This window comes from Halorarum salinum (assembly GCF_013402875.1).
Classification (GTDB): Archaea; Halobacteriota; Halobacteria; order Halobacteriales; family Haloferacaceae; genus Halorarum; species Halorarum salinum.
This window is the reverse complement of the sequence record NZ_CP058579.1, coordinates 1,851,494-1,867,545: the sequence shown is the minus strand read 5'-3', so window position 1 is coordinate 1,867,545 and position 16,052 is coordinate 1,851,494. Positions and strand designations below refer to the sequence as shown.

The following is a 16,052-nucleotide window of genomic DNA, read 5'->3' as shown; positions in this document are numbered from 1 at the left end:
CACTCGACCGACCGACCCTCGCCGCCACGTCGGCGGTCGCGGACGGGATCGTCCCCCAGTCGAAAGGATGGTGCGACGAAGCCGGGCGGCGGCCAGCGCTTATCACTTCTCCGGCCCTCGAACCAGACATGAGCGAGGACAGCCCCGTCGAGATGGACGAGGAGGAGCGAGACGCGTTCCTCGGGGACGGCGGAACCGGCGTGATATCGCTGTCGACGGCGGCTGACGAGCCGCCACACGCCGTCCCGGTGTCGTACGGCTACGACGCGACCGAGGCGACGTTCTACTTCCGGCTCGCCGACGGGGACGAGGGGGCCAAGGGCGACCTGGAGGGACGGCCCGTCACGTTCGTGACCTACGGCGAGGAGGAGGGCTGGCGAAGCGTCGTGGCGCGCGGCCGGCTGGAGGGGGTCCGTTCCGAAGGGATCGCCACCGAGACGCTGGAGGGGCTAGACCGGGTCGACATCCCGCTCGTCGACATCTTCCACGCGCCGCTGCGCGAGGTCGCGTTCGAGTTCTACCGGCTCGTTCCCGACGAACTGACCGGGAGGGTCGAATCTGAGTACACCGTTACGTGAGGGTGGGTTCCCCCGACGCTCACGACCTGACAGGCGCCGGGCCCGACCCGGGCTCAACTCACGGCCAGGACGGGGACGTCTAACTCCGGGGTCGGCCAAGTCCCCGACGTCGTCCACCGGGACGCGGTATTAAGGAATGCGCCGCCGACGGTCCACGTGATGGCCGACCTTCGACGCGTCGTCCTCGACGTCCTGAAACCGCACGACCCGCAACTTCTGGAGTTCACCGAGCGCCTCGCAGCCGTGGGGCACGTCGAAGCGATCACCACGTCGCTGCTCGAACACGACAGGGAGGTCCAGAACGTCGAGATCACGATCGAGGGGGACGCGCTGGACTACGGGGCGATCGAGGAGGCGATCGACGGCCTCGGGGGAACCGTCCACTCGATCGACGAGGTCACGTACGGGACACACGTCGTCGAGGAACGACGGACGCGCCGGGACGGCTGATCGGCCGTGCCCACCGAGCGCCGTCTCCTGCGATCGCTCCTCGGGAGGGAGGACGTCCGCTCCATCTCCCGCCGGTACTTCGTCTCGAACGGGTTCGACGGGACGCTGACGTGCATCGGGATCGTCGTCGGGACCGTCCTCTCGGGCATTCCCGACGGAGTCACGGTCGTCAAGATCGGGCTCGGCGCCGCCGTCGGGCTAGGCACGTCGGCCGTCTGGAGCGTCTGGGAGATCGAACGCGCGGAGACGCACGCCGAGATCCTGCGGATCGAACGGGCGATGTTGACCGACCTCGACGACACGCGAGTGCAGCGCGAACAGCAGGGCGCACGCGTCGTTCACGCGACGGCGAGCGGGCTCGGCCCGCTGATCGGCATTCTCGTCCCGCTCGTCCCGTTCCTCTTCGAGGGAGCGGTCCTCTCGATGGCCGAGGCGGGTCTGGTCAGCGTCGCCCTCGGTATCGGTATCCTGGCGGCCTTCGGCGCGTACATGGGTTCGATCTCGGGCCAGCGGTGGTACGTCTCGGCGGTCCGGATGGCCCTCGCGGGGCTCGTCGTCGCGGTGATCAACGTGTTCCTCCCCGGGTAGGTGGTCGAACGGGTACACGTCGGCGGATCGAGGTCCACCTAGCCGCGACCGGAAGCGGCCGCGTCCCGCTTGACCAGCCAGCCGACGAGGATCACCAGCGGCGTCCCGACGAGGAGCATGAGTCCCAGCAACCCCCAGTCCGTGGCCCCGAGCGACACGGTGCCGAAGTACCCGCTCAACGGGGAGTAGAGGACGGCCAGCTGGAGGAGCAGCGACGTGACGACCGCGAGGGCGAGCCAGGGGTTCGTCAGCGTCGCCGTGTCCTTCGTCCACCTGACCACGTACAGCTTGACGAACTCGTAGACGACGAGCCCCGTGAACACCATCGTCATCGCGTACGGCGTGACCGACTGGGCGCCGTCGAGGGTGTAGAACATCAGGCCGAGCAGCAGCGTCGTCGCCGTCAGGCCGGCCCCGGCGATGAACCCGAGCATGTCCCCGTCGATGATGCCGACCTCCCGCTCCCGCGGCTGGCGGTCCATCACGTCACCCGTGGGGTCGGTCCCGAGCGCCAGCGCCGGCAGCCCGTCGGTGAGCAGGTTGATCCACAGCAGTTGCACCGCCGGCAGGATGAGGTACCCGAACAGCGAGGCGACGAACACCACCGCCACCTCCGCGACGTTGGCGCTGAGCAGGTACGCGACGAACTTCCAGATGTTGTCGAAGATGGTCCGCCCGCGCCTGATCGCGGAGCGGATGGACGCGTAGTCGTCGTCCAGCAGGACGATGTCGCTCGCCTGCTTGGCCACGTCCGTCCCGCGGACGCCCATCGCGATGCCGACGTCGGCGTTCTTCAGCGCCGGCGCGTCGTTGACGCCGTCGCCGGTCATCGCGACGACGTGGCCGTTCGCCTGCAGGGCCTCGAGGATGCGGACCTTGTGGCGTGGCTCCGCCCGCGCGTACACGTCGACGTCCTCGACCCGCTCCCGTAACTCGGCGTCGTCGAGCGACCCGATCTCCTGACCGGACAGCACCGCCGATTCGACGCCGACCCGTCCCGCGATGGCCAGGGCCGTCGTCGGGTTATCCCCGGTGATGATCTTCACGGAGATGCCGGCCCGCTTCGTGTCGGCGATCGCGTCCGGAACCTCCTCGCGCGGCGGATCGAGCAGCCCCTGCAACCCGACGAAGACGAGGTCCTCCTCGGGCCCTCCGTCGCCCGTCCGCTCGGTGTACGCGAACCCGAGCACCCGGAGCGCGTCCGCGGCGAACTCGTCGACCCGTCGTTCGACCAGTTGGCGCGTCTCGTCGTCCAGGTCGACGGGGCCGTCGGACGAGAGGATCCGCGTCGAGCGTTCGAGCACCACGTCGGGAGCCCCCTTCACGTAGACGACGTCGTCGTGGATCGTCGCCATGCGCTTGCGCTCCGAGGAGAACGGCACCTCGGCGCGCCGCGGGGTCTCCCGCCGGATCGCGTCGACGTCCAGCCCGTGTTCCGTCGCGGCCGCGACGAGCGCCCGCTCGGTCGGGTCGCCGTCGTCGTCGGTGGCGTCGTTGCAGACGGCGCCGATCCGGAACAGCAGGTCCAGCCGCTCCTCGGCCGCCGCGTCGTCGACCCGGAACGTCTCGTCGAGTACCCACGCGGCGCGCACGCGCATCTCCCCCTCGGTCAGCGTCCCGGTCTTGTCCGTACAGACGACGTCGACGGCCCCCAGCGCCTCGACGGCCGGGAGGGTCCGGACGAGCGCGTCCTCCCGGGCCATTCGACGGACGCCGAGCGCCAGCGTCAGCGTGACCACCGCCGGCAGCCCCTCCGGGACGGCCGCCACCGCCAGCGAGACGGCGGTCAGCCCCGCCTGAACGAGCCCACGCCCGCCGAACACGAGCAGCGGGACGACGAGCGCCGAGAGCGCCACGACCCCGATCCCCAGTCGCCGACCGAGGCGGTCGAGGTCCCGCTGGAGCGGCGTGCGGGGGTCCTCCGCCCCGATCAGCTCCGTCGCGATCGCGCCCACCTCGGTGTCCATCCCCGTGGCGACGACGACCGCGACCCCGCTCCCCCGGCTGACGCTCGTGCCCTTGTACACCATGTTGTCGCGCTCGGCGAGGGGCGTCCCCGCCTCCGCCGGCCCCGTCGTCTTCTCCACGGGGACGCTCTCGCCGGTCAGCGCGGCCTCGTCCACCTCCAGGTTCCCCTCCTCGACGATGCGGCCGTCGGCCGGGACGACGTCCCCCTGCTCCAGGAGCACGACGTCCCCGGGGACCAGGTCTGCGGCCTCGATCGTCCGTTCGGTCCCGTCGCGCCGGACGGTGGCGGTCGGCGCCGCCATCCCGCGGAGCGCCTTGAGGCTCCGCTCGGCCCTGTACTCCTGGACGAACCCGAAGGCGCCGTTCGCCAACAGGATGGTGGCGATGAGGACCGCGTCGACCACGTGGCCGATGGCCGCAGAGAGCGCGGCGGCGACGAGCAGCACCCAGATGAGCGCGCTCGCGAACTGCGCGAGGAAGATCCGGATGGGCCCTCGCCGGCGGTCGCTGGCGATCTCGTTCGGTCCGAACCGCTCGCGTCGCTCGGCGACCGCCTCGTCGGGGAGCCCCGTCGTGCTCGTGTCGAGTTCCGCGTAAATCGCCTCGAGCGAGCGCGTGTACCAGTCCATCGGTTCGTCTGGGGCTTCGTAGGGCCGTTGGAGCGTCCGGGCGTCGGAGTCGTGCGGGACGGCGGGTCTTCAGCGACGCCGGAGGAGCGCCGCTCCGGGTCGGCGGGGCGGGCGGTCACGCGAGCGAGGCCTCGGTCGCGGAAGCGGTATCACGTTCGTAGCTGGTCGTTCGATTGCACGTCCACCGATACAACGATTTCCCCGAACCACTCGTCGGTCGGTGCGTGAACGGACGTGCGGGGACACGAGGCGCGGTGAGCCAGCCCGGGGCGCTACTCCCCGCCCGACAGCGCCGCGTAGGCCGCCCACGACTCGTCCTCCGCGGGGGGTTCGACCCGCTCGCCGTCCACCCGCACGCCGTCGCCCTCCCGGACACTCCCGGCGACGCCGACCGCGGTCCCACGCGACTCCAGCGCATCGACGACCGCCTCGACCCCGTCCGGGCGGACGGCGACGAGGAGCGTCCCCGCGGTGGTACAGGCCCACGGGTCGAGACCGAGCGCGTCGCAGGCGGCGACGGCGGCCTGGTCCTCGGGCACGGCCGCCGAATCGACGTCGATCCGGACCCCGGCCGCGAGTTCACAGAGCGCGCCGCGGAGGCCGCCCTCGGTCGCGTCGTGCATCGCGGTGACGGTCGAACCGTCGTCACTCGCTCTCCCCCCGCGGGCGTCGCCCGGTCCCGAATCCACCCCCCGGTCGGTGTCCACGTCACGCCCCGCGTCCGCGACGGCCAGCGCGTCCCGGACCACGCTCGTCCGGTCGAGGCAGGCCTGGGCGTCCCGCAGGGTCGACTCGTCGAGCCCCTCGAACGCACCCGGGTACAGCGTCGTCAGCAGGCCGGCGGTCTCGATGGCGGGCCCCCGGGTGACGAGCAGTCTGTCGCCCGGCCGCGCGCCGTCCGGTCGGATCAGATCGCCGTGGTCGCCGACGCCGAGCACGGTCGTCGCGCCGACCCAGGGGTACGACGCGCCGGGGTAGCGCGCGGTGTGGCCCGTCGCGACGGCGACCCCGAGGTCCTCGCACTCGGCCGCGATGGCCGTCCACAGCTCCGCGAACTCGTCGTCGGTCATCGCCGTCGGGAGCGAGAAGGTCGGGGCGACGTGACTCGGCGGGATGCCGGAGACGGCCACGTCCGCGAGCGCGAACGACATGGCGAAGCGGCCGGCCCGGGCGAAGCCCAGGTCCGGGAGCACCGACAGCGGGTCGGTCGCGGCGACGAGCGCGCGGCCGCCCACGTCGAGCACGCCGAAGTCCACGCCGTGGGCCGGGCCGAGCGCCACGTCCTCGCGGTCCGCGCCGAGGTCGGGCAGGATCGTCCCCTCGAACAGCGCTCGGTCCGCCTTCCCGAGCCGGTCGGTCATCGTCGGGAGGTGGGCGGGAGGGGTGAAAAACGGTCCGTCACGGGCGTCGCCGGGTCGAACGGTAAGCCGACGAACGTAACTCGGGTTCAGGGAAAGGCTTTGTCGCCGTCGGCGAACGGGGACCCATGCCCACCGAGCGCGTCGCTGTCCTCCGAGATTCGGCCCCATGGCCCGCCGTACGACCCGGCATGGAAGCGGTGGATCGAGCGAGGGGAAGCCGATGACCGCCTGGCTCTCCGCCGACCCCGCCGCCCGACTCGACGACCCCGACGAGGCCCGGCCGCCCCGCGAGACGACCCACGCCGACGCGCAGGCGGACGTGAACTTCGTCGTCTTCGAACCGGAGTGGCTCCCCGGCGACTGTTCGATCGGTCGCGTCACGTGCCGACCCGAACAGCCGCCGGGGCGACCGGACGACGTGACCCCCGAGGAGCTCGGACAGACGCCCTGGAGCGAGGGCAACCCGAGCAGCGTCCGGACCGTCGTCGAGGGCGAGGGCCGGCGGCTCCGGCTCAAGCAGTTCCTCTACGACTGGGCGCCGCCGGCCGCGAGCGTCGCGCCGCTGTGGCGCACGCCGGACCCGACGCCGTTCGACTGCGGCGACGCGGTCGGCTGGCTCGGGCGCGACTACGAGGATCGACGCGGCGCCTGCGTCCAGCGGGACCGGACGCAGGTCGAACTCTCCGTGCTCGACGGCGAGTTCGGGGACCGCGAGCTTCGGAAGCTACTGCGGGGGGTTGCCCCCGCCGCACCCGACGCCGCCGCGGCCGTCCGCGACGCGCCGTTCCACCGGCTGAACTACTGGGTGCGGTACCGGTGTGAGCCGGTCGCGGTCCCCCACGGCCTGTGGGAGTTCAGTCCCGTTCGGCCGTACGACGGAGCCCGTCCGCTCTCGCCGGTCGCGCTGGCCCGCGACCCGCCCGTCCGTCCGCTTCTGCCGCGAAACGACGGGTACGTGTTCGACTCGGCCGTCGCGTTCCCGGACGCGGATGCGATCGAGTGCGTGTTCCGACGGCGCGGGAACGGAAGCGACCACCTCTGGCTCGCGGCGGCGGCGGAGGGGAGCCCGTTCGCGCCCGACCTCCCGCCGGAGCCTGCCGACCAGTCCGCCGAGACGCGCCGGGCGCTCGACCGTCGCGGGACGACCGTCCACTACGCCGCGCTCACCGAGGAACGCGGCGCGTGGGAGGCGTTCTGGGCCGAGGACGGCGTCCGCTACGCCGCCTGGGCGGGGTCGTCACAGCTACTGGACGGTGACGGGTTCGAGGACCTCGTCGGGTCGCTCGCGGCGCCCTGAGGGGCCCGCGTCCCGCGGACGGCCGTCACGAGCCGGAGCGGCTCAGAAGCGCGGCGCCATCGGATGTGGAACCTCGTGTTCGGCGCGCTCGGCCGGCCGCTCCATCGTCGCCTCGCGGCCGTCCGGCCAGCGGACCGTCACGCGCTCGGGGGTCAGCTCGCCCAGCCCGAAGTGGGCGACGGGCTCCATCTGGCAGAGGTAGCCCGAGCCGGCACAGACGACACGCGTGCGCGTCCACTCGTCGGTCTCCAGCGTGACCGCCGCGCCGCGGGCCGGGGCGCCGTACTGGGTCGTCGGGCGGATCCGCAGCCAGTCGCCGTCGTTCTCGGCGGCGTACAGCGACAGCGGCTGTGCAGCGAGTTCGCCGTGGACGAGCAGGAGTTCGAGCGTGCCGTCGCCGTCGAAGTCGGCGACCGACGCGCCCGTGCCGAGCCCGCGGGGCTCCCGCGCCGGCCCGGGATCCAGCGGGTCCCACTCGCCCTCGGGGGTCAGCCGGAACAGGCGATTCTCGGCGCCGAGGCCGTGGACGAACAGCTCCTCGCGCCCGTCGTTGTCGAAGTCGGCACAGACGAGCGTCCGGACCCGAGTCGGCTCGGTGAACTCCGGCGGAGCGACGTCGACGAACGTCCCGTCCTCGACCGGCTCGAAGATGCGGTTCGGCCCCTCCCAGGTCCCGCAGGCGAGCGCGTCGTCGGCCATCGCGACCCCGCGGGCGTCGGCCTCGGCGTCGTCGAGGCCGACGTCGCCTGCCACCTCCTCGAAGTGGCCCGAACCGTTGCGGAACAGCCGGTTCGGCCCGCGCTCGACGCCGACGAACAGATCCATGCGCTCGGAGACGACGGGGCCGGCGAACAGCGATCGGGCACAGGCGTCCACCTCCAGCCCGACCGCGGCGGACATGTCCGTCAGCTCCCCGTCGTCGCCGAGTTCGTAGAAGCGCGAGGGGGCGCCGTAGGAGGCCACGAAGACGCCGTAGCGGCCGGTGCCGTAGCGGTCGAGCGCGGCGACCGAGCGGCCGGACCGGAAGTTCCCCCGGTCCGCGTTGACGCCGAGCCCGTAGAGGTCCCGCCAGCGGGCCCCCTTCCGGTCGGGCGAGCACTCCACGGGGTCGAGCAGCAGGTCGGTGTCGCGGGTCCGGCCGTCGAACTCGTCGGTGTTGTGGACGTACAGTTCCTCGCGGCCGTCGGCGTCGAGGTCGGCGGCGACGACGCCGATGGCGTGTCGCCCCTCGTCCGCGACGGCGGGGGAGGCGACGTCCCGGAGCGCCCCGTCGCGCCACGAGAGCAGGCGGTTCCCCGGTCCGTAGCCCGTGACGAGCGCGCAGGGGCCCCTCTGGCCGGGGGTCACCGTGACCCCGTAGCCCCGGTGGGGACGCTCGTCCGCGACGGCGTCGGACCGGTCCGTGAACACGGCCCCCCGTCAGGGACGGTCGGATAAGAACGCACGGATTGGTGGCATCGCCGCCGACGGAACCCCGCGCGTCCGCTGAACCCGAACGTCCCGGGTCGCGAATCCCATCGTCATTTATTTCACCTCGTGACCCCAAGGAGTCAACGTATGGAATGGCTCAAAGCGGCCGTCATCGCGCTCGCTGCCGGGTCCTGCATCGGCGCAGTCCTCTCCGCCGCAGAACTCCCGAGTCCAGCCCCAGAGGAGTCGCTGGGGGTCGTCGCGGGGGCGTTCACCCTCTGTGGCATGTACATCGGGCACGCCGCGATCAGCGCGTACTTCTGAACGCGCGGTCGCTCGCCGCGCCAGGGGAGCGAATCCGGGGGGAACGCCGCCGACGGTGTGCCGGGGGAGGCTCCGGCGACGGCAGAGGTTGGGGACGACCACTCCCCCGCGGCGAACGAACCGGTCGAACGGCGACCGGCGAACGCTCGGCGGGATGACACCGAGAGACAACCCTTTTCGGACGCCGGAGCGAAGCCCTCCCCATGGCCGAAGACGAACCCGAGGAGTCAGCGACGGACGGGGAAGCGCAGGCGGAGAACGAGGCCGACGAGGAGAGCGAGGAGAAGTCGTTCCGCGAGCGCGTCGAGGAGATCCGCGAGCGACGCGAACAGGAGCGCGAGGAGGGCGAGGCGCCCTCGCCCGAGGAGATGATGGGCGGCGGCGGTCCGGGCGGCATGGGCGGCGGCGGTCCGGGCGGCATGGGCGGCGGCGGCAACCCGTTCGCGCAGATGATGGGCGGCATGATGGGCGGCGGCGGCCCCGGCGGCATGGGCGGGCCCGGCGCCGAGGAGGAGTCGGCCGGCAACGAGGAACTGGTGCGCGAGGTGCGCCAGCTCCGCGACGAGGTGCGCGACGCGACCCGGCAGCTCCAGCGCATCGCGCAGGCGCTCGAGGACTAGCGCGCCGGACGCGCTCGAACCGGCGTGCCGTATCGGGGTAGCGTGTCGGAGACGTGCTGGCATGCCGTAGTCCCGTGCTGGCATGCCGTAGTCGGTTAGCGGGCCGTAGTCACGACTGGGACGGTCGAGCGGTCGGTTGGCCGGCGTCCGGGCGGCGCGGAAGCGGCGATCCGAACCCGATAGACCGTCGTATCCCGGTACGGTCGCGTCCGATCCCGGTCCGGACGACCCAACCCCCCTACGATCGTTCCGGTTCCTCGGTCTCGCCGTCGTCTGCGGGGGGGAACCCGGTCGCCATCAGCCGGCGGACGATGGCGACGAGTCCGTTGTCGAACCCCCGACCGAACACGGCCTGTTCGTGTGACCTGCCCCCCGTCCGGTCCTCGTGGAACGAACTCACGAGGATGGTCGACCCGTCGACCAGCAGGAGGCGGCTGATCTCCGTCTCGTCGGCGGCGATCCCGGGTCCGCTCAGCCACTCGAGCCCGGAGACGAACACCTCCGCGTCCGGAAGCTCCCCCCGGACGAGTTCGCGCAGCTCGCCGGACTCGGTTCCGACGACGACGTCGACGCCCCGTTCCCGGGCCGTCCGGAGGTTGTCGATCAGTTGCTCGGTGATGACGGCGTCGTGTCCGATCACGAGGACGAGCTCCCGGTCGGCCTCGTCGATCAACTGCCGGGTCCGGTTCTTGATCGCCGTCTCCCCCGAGAGCGCCCAGACCTCGTGTGTGACCTCCGTCTCGTCGTCGGTCGCTGCCGGTTCGATGCCCCTGAGCGCCTCCTGAAGCAGTTCGGTCCGGGACCGGTACTCCTCCCGTAGCGTCCGAATCGCCTCGTCTATCGGGACCGCCCGGAACTGCTGGGGGTTCGAGTGCTGGATCTCGACGAGCCCCTTCGTCTCGAGCACGCGGATCGCGTCGTAGACGCGGGTGCGTGGCACCTCGGAGAGTTCGCCCACCTCCTTGGCCGTCCCCCGTGGTACCCGCGAGAGCGCCACGAACGACTTGGCCTCGTACTCTTTGAGACCGAGTTGCTGGAGCAGTTCGACCGCCTGTTGTTGATCTGTAAGTCCGTCCATGGGTCCCAACCCGTTCGACCGGTCTCCCGATCGACTCTGCCGCCGGTTTGTGCTCCAGCGGAAAGGCGTTTCCTCTCTTGACTTTCCGAAGCGGAGCGCGATCGCGTTCGGACTCCCCGGCGTCTCCCCGCTCTCCCGAGCGTCTCCCCGTTCGATCCCGCCACCGGGGAGGCGGGACCGGATTCGAACTCACCGTCCCAGTGACGGGTCGGACCGGCGGGACGGCTGTCGGCACCCCGATTTCGAGCGATGGACACAGTTCACTCGGATAATCACAATAAGAATATAGGGGAGGACGACGACTTGACGGTGGCGCCCGGCACAGAATGGGTCCCAACCTCTCTGCCGCCGTGCGCCGAACCTGTCTCCGGACGGGTTCGAACGACCGTCGCCGATTTTACCAATGTCGCCCGACTCCACGGACCGACCCCAATTCGCGGCGATCGAACGGGTCCAGGCGTTTGGACCGAGTCTCTACGCCGCCCGCACGTTCGTCGCCCTCACCGGCCTCGAGGACGGAACGGCACAGGACGTGAGCGACGTCGCCGAGGTCCCCGGGACGCGCGTGTACGACGCGGTCGAGGAGCGGATTCGCGGGGAAGCGTCGGGCGTCGAAACGTTCGATTCGCTGTGGATCTGGTCGGACACGCCCGCCGGACGGCTGCTCATGGTGGACGAGGACAAGACGCTCGTGAGCGTAATCGCGTCGGAGGGGGGCGGCGGTCCAGCGGGCCGACTGGAGGGGGCCGCCATCTTGGGGACTGGGGCGACGAACAGCCTGGTGGTCGTGCTGAAGACGATGTTCACGTGCAACTCGACGGCGCCCGGGACCGGGACGGGGAACAGTAACTCGAATGCTCACAACAGAGCTATGTGTGGATACACCGTTCCCTCCGGTACGAATACCCCCGCGATGGGCAGCACAGGACGGGTCACGAACGCGGGGACCCAGGTCGGCGGCTGGCCGACGGAAGTGAGACCATGTTTGACGAGGAAACTGCGACGGACGAGGACGCACCGAACGCCGGGCTCGCCATCGGCCCGGACCCCGACGTGAGCGTCGCCCGAGCCGACTGGGAGGCGGCGGGCGGGCCGAGCGTCGCCGTCGTCGAGGCCGTCGCCGCGGCGACCGACCGCAACCCGCTCGACGTCGCGCTCCTGAACGAGTACGTCGACCCCGACGCGCTGGATGCGCTCCTCGCGTCCCCGGAGGACGGGTCCCGCCGAACCGTTCGCACGTGGTTCACGTACGACGGCTGTGAGGTCGTCGTCGGGCGGGACGGCCGACTGGACGTCTACGTCCGCCGGGACGGACGCGAGTGAGGGCGACGTCGGACCGCACATCCCGGTCGTTCGTCGACGGCGACCGAGAGGGGTCGCTCGATTCCGTCCGACCGGTGATGGCGACCGGTGATGGCGAACGGTGTCGGTTCGCGCGTCGTACTCCACGACGCCCGCCTCGGCTAGCCTCGGGAGGTGAACGTGGTGCAACCGGATTCTGAGCTGGTCGGCAGTCGTTCCGCGGGCCCGCTCCACCCGTGGCTCGCCGCTCGCGATCGCGTCGACCAGTTCGTCGAGGTCCGCGGCGTCGCCGTCGATCCCGATCAGGTACCGTAGGACCCGTCGTCTGCACTGGTCGGAAAGCAGTTCTAGCGCTGCCTCGATGGGTACGGTAGGTTTATCAGATCCATCGTACGTCCCCCGTGTTCAAACGGGACGTCGACGCCGGGGAACACGGTACGGGACGTCCCGCGCTCCCTGGAGAAGCTTCTATCGTTTACCCGAATCATCAAACGGTCGTTTCGAGTACGCCGTCGAAAGCTTCCCTATGTTGGTTTGTGTTTTCCACTCGATCTTCGTGAACCATCGGCTCGTGGGTCGACGAGAAGCGCTGTCCGCCGCCGACTCACAACTCGTCGTACACCTCGGCGAGTCGGTCCACGGCGTGTTCGACGCTCGACTCCTCGCGGGAGTCGAGACAGTTGGCCGAGAGCGACTCCCGCTCGGCCAGCGTGCGCTCGATGGCGTCCGCGAAGCCGTCGACGTCGCCGCGGACGAAGTGGTGGCCGGTGACGCCGTCCCTGACCGTGTCCGCGAGCGCGCCGTCGTTCACGCCGACGACGGGCGTGCCGCAGGCGTTCGCCTCCAGCGCGACGAGCCCCTGCGTCTCGACCGGCGAGGGGAAGAGGAAGGCGTCGAGCGCGGAGTAGAACGCCGGGAGGTCCTCGCGCGGGAGGAACCCGAGGAAGCGCGCGTCGAGGCCGTGCTCGGCGGCCGCCCGTTCGAGCGCGTCGCGGGCGGGGCCGTCGCCGCCGAAGACGAGCGTCGCGTCCGTGTCGGCCGCGGCGACCGCAGGCGGGATCCCGGTGAGCCCCTTTTCGAAGCCGTGTCGGCCGGTGTAGCCGACGAGCGGGCCGTCCGGAAGGTCGTACCGCTCGCGGAAGTCGCCGTCGTCGACGCGACGGAAGAACCCGGTGTCGACGCCGTTCGGCACGACCGAGACGGGCGCGTCGATGCCGATGCCCCGGAGGTGCTCGCGCGCTGGTTCGCTCGGGACGACGACCGCTCGCGCGCGGTTGAGGTAGAACCGCTCGTACCGTCGGGCGACGGCCTCGAGCGCGTCTGCCGTCCGGCCGTTGGCGATGTAGTCCGCGTACTCGGAGGTCGGGGTGTGATAGGAGGCGACCAGCGGAGCGTCGATCCTTCGCGCGAGGTACAGCCCCGAGAGCCCGAGTGCGAACGGCGTGTGGGCGTGGACGACGTCGACGTCCCGGACCGCGTCGGGGACGCCCGGCAGTCCGAAGCGGAACCCCTCGTAGAACGGGAAGCCGAAGCTCCGGGTCGCGTACTCGCCGTCCTCGGGGTCGTACTCCGGCGCACCGGGGAACACCACGTCCATGCGGCCGCCGCGGTCGTGCCAGCGGTCGCGCCAGGCACGCACGGTGTAGGTGACGCCGTTCACCGTGGGAAGGTACGTGTCGGTGAAGGCGGCGACCGTCTGCATCGTCCGCCCGGTTCTGGGGGTGGCGGGTAATGCCTTGCGTCTTCGTCACGACGGCGGGCCGGCACGTCGCGTCGACGACGAGGCGGGCGTCACTCCAGGAGATCCCGGTAGGTGGCGACGAGTTCCTCGCCGACCCGGTCGAGGCCGTGCCGGCCGGCCGTCTCGCGGGCGTTCTCCCCGAGACGCTCCCGGAGGTCCGGGTCGGCTGCGAGCCGTTCGAGGGCCGCGACGAACTCGTCTCTCCCCGAGCAGAGCAGGCAGTCGTGACCGTCCTCGAAGTACTCGCGGAACACCGGGATGTCCCGGAGCACGACCGCCTTGCCGCAGGCCATCGCCTCCAGCACCACGATGCCCTGGTTCTCCTCCTTCGTCGGGAAGAAGAACACGTCGCCGGCGCCGAACATCCCCGGCTTGTCCTCGACCCAGCCGGTGAAGGTGACGTTCTCGGGCGGGTTCTCCACCCGGCGCGTGACCGTCGGCGACGCCTGCGGGCCGGTGTCGTAGGTGCCGAACCAGGCGAACTCGAGGTCGACGCGCTCGGCCACCTCGCAGAAGTCGGTGAGCCCCTTCCGCTCGAACACGTTGCCCACCGCGAACGCGACGACGCCGTCGAGGTCGTACCGCTCGCGGTACTGCTCGCGGTGGTCCGCGTGGTCGGCGACGGAGTCGAGGTCGACGCCGTTGCTCAGCGCCCGGATCGGCGCCCCGACGGGGTACGCCGAGAGCTGACGCTTCGTGTACTCCGAGGGCGTGAGCACGAGGTCGGCCTGCGAGTAGAACCACCGGAGGTAGCGGCGGAGCGCCGGGGCGACGGCGTTCGACCCGCGGAAGCTCTCGCGGAAGTCCTCGCTCGTGACGTGGCAGTGGAGCACGAGGGGGACCCCGTTGCGCCGCGCGTGGCGGGCGACGGCGACGCTCCCCGGCCCGATGAGGTTGCAGTGGGCGAGGTCGTACTCGCGGAACAGGCCCCGGCCGCGGGCGGCGCTGTAGAGGCCGTCGAGCGCGTCCTCGCCGGCCCAGGGGGTCTCGACCACCTCGACGGCCGCGCCCGACTCGGCGGCGCGTCGGAGCGCCTCGACCTGCTGGTCGTGGGCCGTGCCGATGCCCGCGCGGGCGAGCCGCGATTCGAGTTCGAGGTAGTCGAGGACCTTCACCGTCGGAACGGTCCGGCGGTTCGCCGCTTCGGGCCTTTGCTCTGTCGGAGTCGATTTCCGGGGACGCGTTCGGGCTGCCCGTCGTGATCGTCGACGACTACACGTCAACGCGTTCCAGCGGCTTCACAGCACCGGGGAGCACGCCTGTACAGGAACTGGGCGGTCGCTCTCAGTTCGTTACGACCAGCTTCCCGACGCTCTCGCGGTTTCGCATCGCCGCGAACGCGTTCCGGGTCCCGTCGAGCGGATACGTCCCGGCGATCTCGGGAGTCAGATCCCCGGCAGCGACGAGTTCGACCAGCGTCCGGAGGTCGCCCTGCGTCCCCATCGTACTGCCGGTGATCCGTTTGTGGCCCAGGAACAGGTCGGGGACGTCGATCTCGGACCGGCTGTCGGCGGTCCGGCCGCAGACGATCATCCGCCCGCCGCGCCGGAGGACGTCGAGCCCGAGTTCGGTGTAGCGCCCGCCGAGGTGATTCAGGACCGCGTCCGGCGTCCCGACGTTCCCCACCGCAGTTCGGAGGGAATCGGGGTCGGTTCCCTGGACGGCGTGGTCGAGGCCCAGCGAATCGACCCGTTCGAGTTTGGCCGCCGACGAGGACGTCCCGATGGTTCTCGCACCGAACACGTCGGCGAGTTGGACGCTGGCGACGCCGACACCGCCGGTCGCACCCGGCACGAAGACGAGATCGGTGGGGCCGACGTTCGCCAGCCTGAGCATACGGTACGCCGTCATGTACGCGGTCGGGAGGGCGGCGGCGGTCGTCGTGTCGACGGACTCCGGAAGCGCGACGAGACGGTCGGCCTCGACGCAGGCGGCCTCCGCGAGGCCGCCGTGATGGAGCGAGAAGGATTCACAGAGGTTCTCGGGGCCGTCGCGGCAGAATCGACAGGTTCCACAGGTCTCGTTCGGGCAGAGAACGACGCCGTCCCCGGGTTCGACACCAGTCACGCCCGCACCGACGGTGCGGACTTCGCCGGCGACGTCGAGACCGCTGACGAACGGCAGGTCGTCGGCCTCGACCATCGCGGAGTCGCCTTCGAGGATCCAGAGGTCGTGCCGGTTGATGGCACACGCTTCGACGTCGACGACGGCTTCCCCGGGGCCCGGTTCGGGGGTCGGACGTTCGACGATCGTTACCCCGTCAGGACCGGTCAGTTCGGTGAAGGCTGCGGCACGCATCGGTTCGTGGTTCGACCGTAACGGCAATAGTGATGCTGGATGCGCGAATCGCTCCGAAACCGCTATCCGCCGTCCACCGTCAACTACCATCCGGGAGCCGATCCAATGCAGAAGATCGCGGAGGAGCGGATCGAGCGACTCGAAGCCCTCGCCAAGGACGCCGTCAAAGCCGGCGAACCCGACCGCGCCCGGGAGTACGTCCGGCTGGCGCGTCGCCTCGCGGAGCGGCATCGCTGCGGCGTGCCCCGCTCCTTCGAGCGGTTCACCTGCGACCGCTGTGACGCCTACCTCGTCCCCGGGCTGAACGCCCGCGTCCGCCTGCAGGAGGGGAGCCACGTCGTGATCCGCTGTGACTGCGGGGAGACGGCGCGCTACCCCTACGGCTGAGCGGCGGAACGCGTTGCCGCC

At 71.0% G+C, this 16,052-nt stretch carries 15 protein-coding genes and 1 pseudogene; 8 read left to right on the top strand and 8 right to left on the bottom strand.

Translation table 11 applies throughout. From position 1 onward, the window contains the following. Positions 1-128: 128 nt before the first annotated feature. The 3 genes from HUG12_RS08985 (at position 129) to HUG12_RS08975 (ending at position 1,616) form a co-directional block, all read left to right on the top strand. Positions 129-578 carry a pyridoxamine 5'-phosphate oxidase family protein gene (locus HUG12_RS08985; protein WP_179268438.1) on the top strand — a complete coding sequence of 150 codons (450 nt, stop codon included), beginning with the start codon at positions 129-131 and terminating at the stop codon, positions 576-578. A 159-nt stretch (positions 579-737) separates the two neighbouring features. Continuing rightward, the gene (locus tag HUG12_RS08980; protein WP_179268437.1) at positions 738-1,028 is read left to right on the top strand and encodes a DUF211 domain-containing protein; all 291 of its coding nucleotides are present in this window, start codon (positions 738-740) and stop codon (positions 1,026-1,028) included. Positions 1,029-1,034: 6 nt separating this feature from the next. Next, positions 1,035-1,616: a VIT1/CCC1 transporter family protein gene (locus tag HUG12_RS08975; protein ID WP_179268436.1), complete on the top strand. Its 582-nt coding sequence runs from the start codon at positions 1,035-1,037 to the stop codon at positions 1,614-1,616. Positions 1,617-1,654: 38 nt separating this feature from the next. Here HUG12_RS08975 and HUG12_RS08970 read toward each other — a convergent pair whose 3' ends face one another. Both HUG12_RS08970 and HUG12_RS08965 read right to left on the bottom strand, forming a co-directional pair. After that, positions 1,655-4,213 (bottom strand): cation-translocating P-type ATPase, encoded by a 2,559-nt coding sequence (locus HUG12_RS08970; protein ID WP_179268435.1) that lies wholly within the window; start codon positions 4,211-4,213, stop codon positions 1,655-1,657. Between the two features lie 272 nt (positions 4,214-4,485). Next, positions 4,486-5,574 (bottom strand): AIR synthase-related protein, encoded by a 1,089-nt coding sequence (locus HUG12_RS08965; RefSeq protein ID WP_179268434.1) that lies wholly within the window; start codon positions 5,572-5,574, stop codon positions 4,486-4,488. Between the two features lie 166 nt (positions 5,575-5,740). Between HUG12_RS08965 and HUG12_RS08960 the strand changes: the two genes are divergently transcribed. Further along, positions 5,741-6,871 (top strand): hypothetical protein, encoded by a 1,131-nt coding sequence (locus tag HUG12_RS08960; protein ID WP_179268433.1) that lies wholly within the window; start codon positions 5,741-5,743, stop codon positions 6,869-6,871. Between the two features lie 42 nt (positions 6,872-6,913). On the opposite strand, the gene HUG12_RS08955 is transcribed toward HUG12_RS08960, so the two are convergent. After that, complete coding sequence (locus HUG12_RS08955; protein ID WP_179268432.1) at positions 6,914-8,281, bottom strand: CRTAC1 family protein; 1,368 nt, start codon at positions 8,279-8,281, stop codon at positions 6,914-6,916. 147 nt (positions 8,282-8,428) lie between these two features. Between HUG12_RS08955 and HUG12_RS08950 the strand changes: the two genes are divergently transcribed. Then, a complete protein-coding gene (locus HUG12_RS08950; RefSeq protein ID WP_179268431.1) occupies positions 8,429-8,605 on the top strand; it encodes a XapX domain-containing protein in 177 nt (58 codons plus the stop codon). 203 nt (positions 8,606-8,808) lie between these two features. Beyond that, positions 8,809-9,225, top strand: coding sequence for a hypothetical protein (locus HUG12_RS08945; protein ID WP_179268430.1), 417 nt, complete (start codon positions 8,809-8,811; stop codon positions 9,223-9,225). A 238-nt stretch (positions 9,226-9,463) separates the two neighbouring features. Here the strand turns inward: HUG12_RS08945 and HUG12_RS08940 are convergent, their stop codons facing one another. Continuing rightward, positions 9,464-10,303: a TrmB family transcriptional regulator gene (locus HUG12_RS08940; RefSeq protein ID WP_179268429.1), complete on the bottom strand. Its 840-nt coding sequence runs from the start codon at positions 10,301-10,303 to the stop codon at positions 9,464-9,466. 981 nt (positions 10,304-11,284) lie between these two features. Here HUG12_RS08940 and HUG12_RS08935 point away from each other — a divergent pair. Beyond that, positions 11,285-11,626 carry a HalOD1 output domain-containing protein gene (locus HUG12_RS08935; RefSeq protein ID WP_179268428.1) on the top strand — a complete coding sequence of 114 codons (342 nt, stop codon included), beginning with the start codon at positions 11,285-11,287 and terminating at the stop codon, positions 11,624-11,626. Positions 11,627-11,779: 153 nt separating this feature from the next. Here the strand turns inward: HUG12_RS08935 and HUG12_RS22190 are convergent. The 4 genes and pseudogenes from HUG12_RS22190 to HUG12_RS08920 all read right to left on the bottom strand — a co-directional run. Beyond that, positions 11,780-11,902 (bottom strand): annotated as a pseudogene (locus HUG12_RS22190) (hypothetical protein); the annotation flags it as partial. Positions 11,903-12,209: 307 nt separating this feature from the next. Continuing rightward, entirely contained in the window at positions 12,210-13,307 is a 1,098-nt protein-coding gene (locus HUG12_RS08930; protein WP_179268427.1) for a glycosyltransferase, read from the bottom strand. 89 nt (positions 13,308-13,396) lie between these two features. Beyond that, complete coding sequence (locus tag HUG12_RS08925) at positions 13,397-14,461, bottom strand: glycosyltransferase family 4 protein (RefSeq protein ID WP_179268426.1); 1,065 nt, start codon at positions 14,459-14,461, stop codon at positions 13,397-13,399. 169 nt (positions 14,462-14,630) lie between these two features. Further along, on the bottom strand, positions 14,631-15,644 hold the full coding sequence (locus HUG12_RS08920; protein ID WP_179268425.1) for an alcohol dehydrogenase catalytic domain-containing protein: 1,014 nt from the start codon (positions 15,642-15,644) through the stop codon (positions 14,631-14,633). Positions 15,645-15,749: 105 nt separating this feature from the next. Between HUG12_RS08920 and HUG12_RS08915 the strand changes: the two genes are divergently transcribed. Continuing rightward, positions 15,750-16,031: a ribonuclease P protein component 4 gene (locus HUG12_RS08915; protein ID WP_179268424.1), complete on the top strand. Its 282-nt coding sequence runs from the start codon at positions 15,750-15,752 to the stop codon at positions 16,029-16,031. The last annotated feature ends 21 nt before the right edge of the window (positions 16,032-16,052 follow it).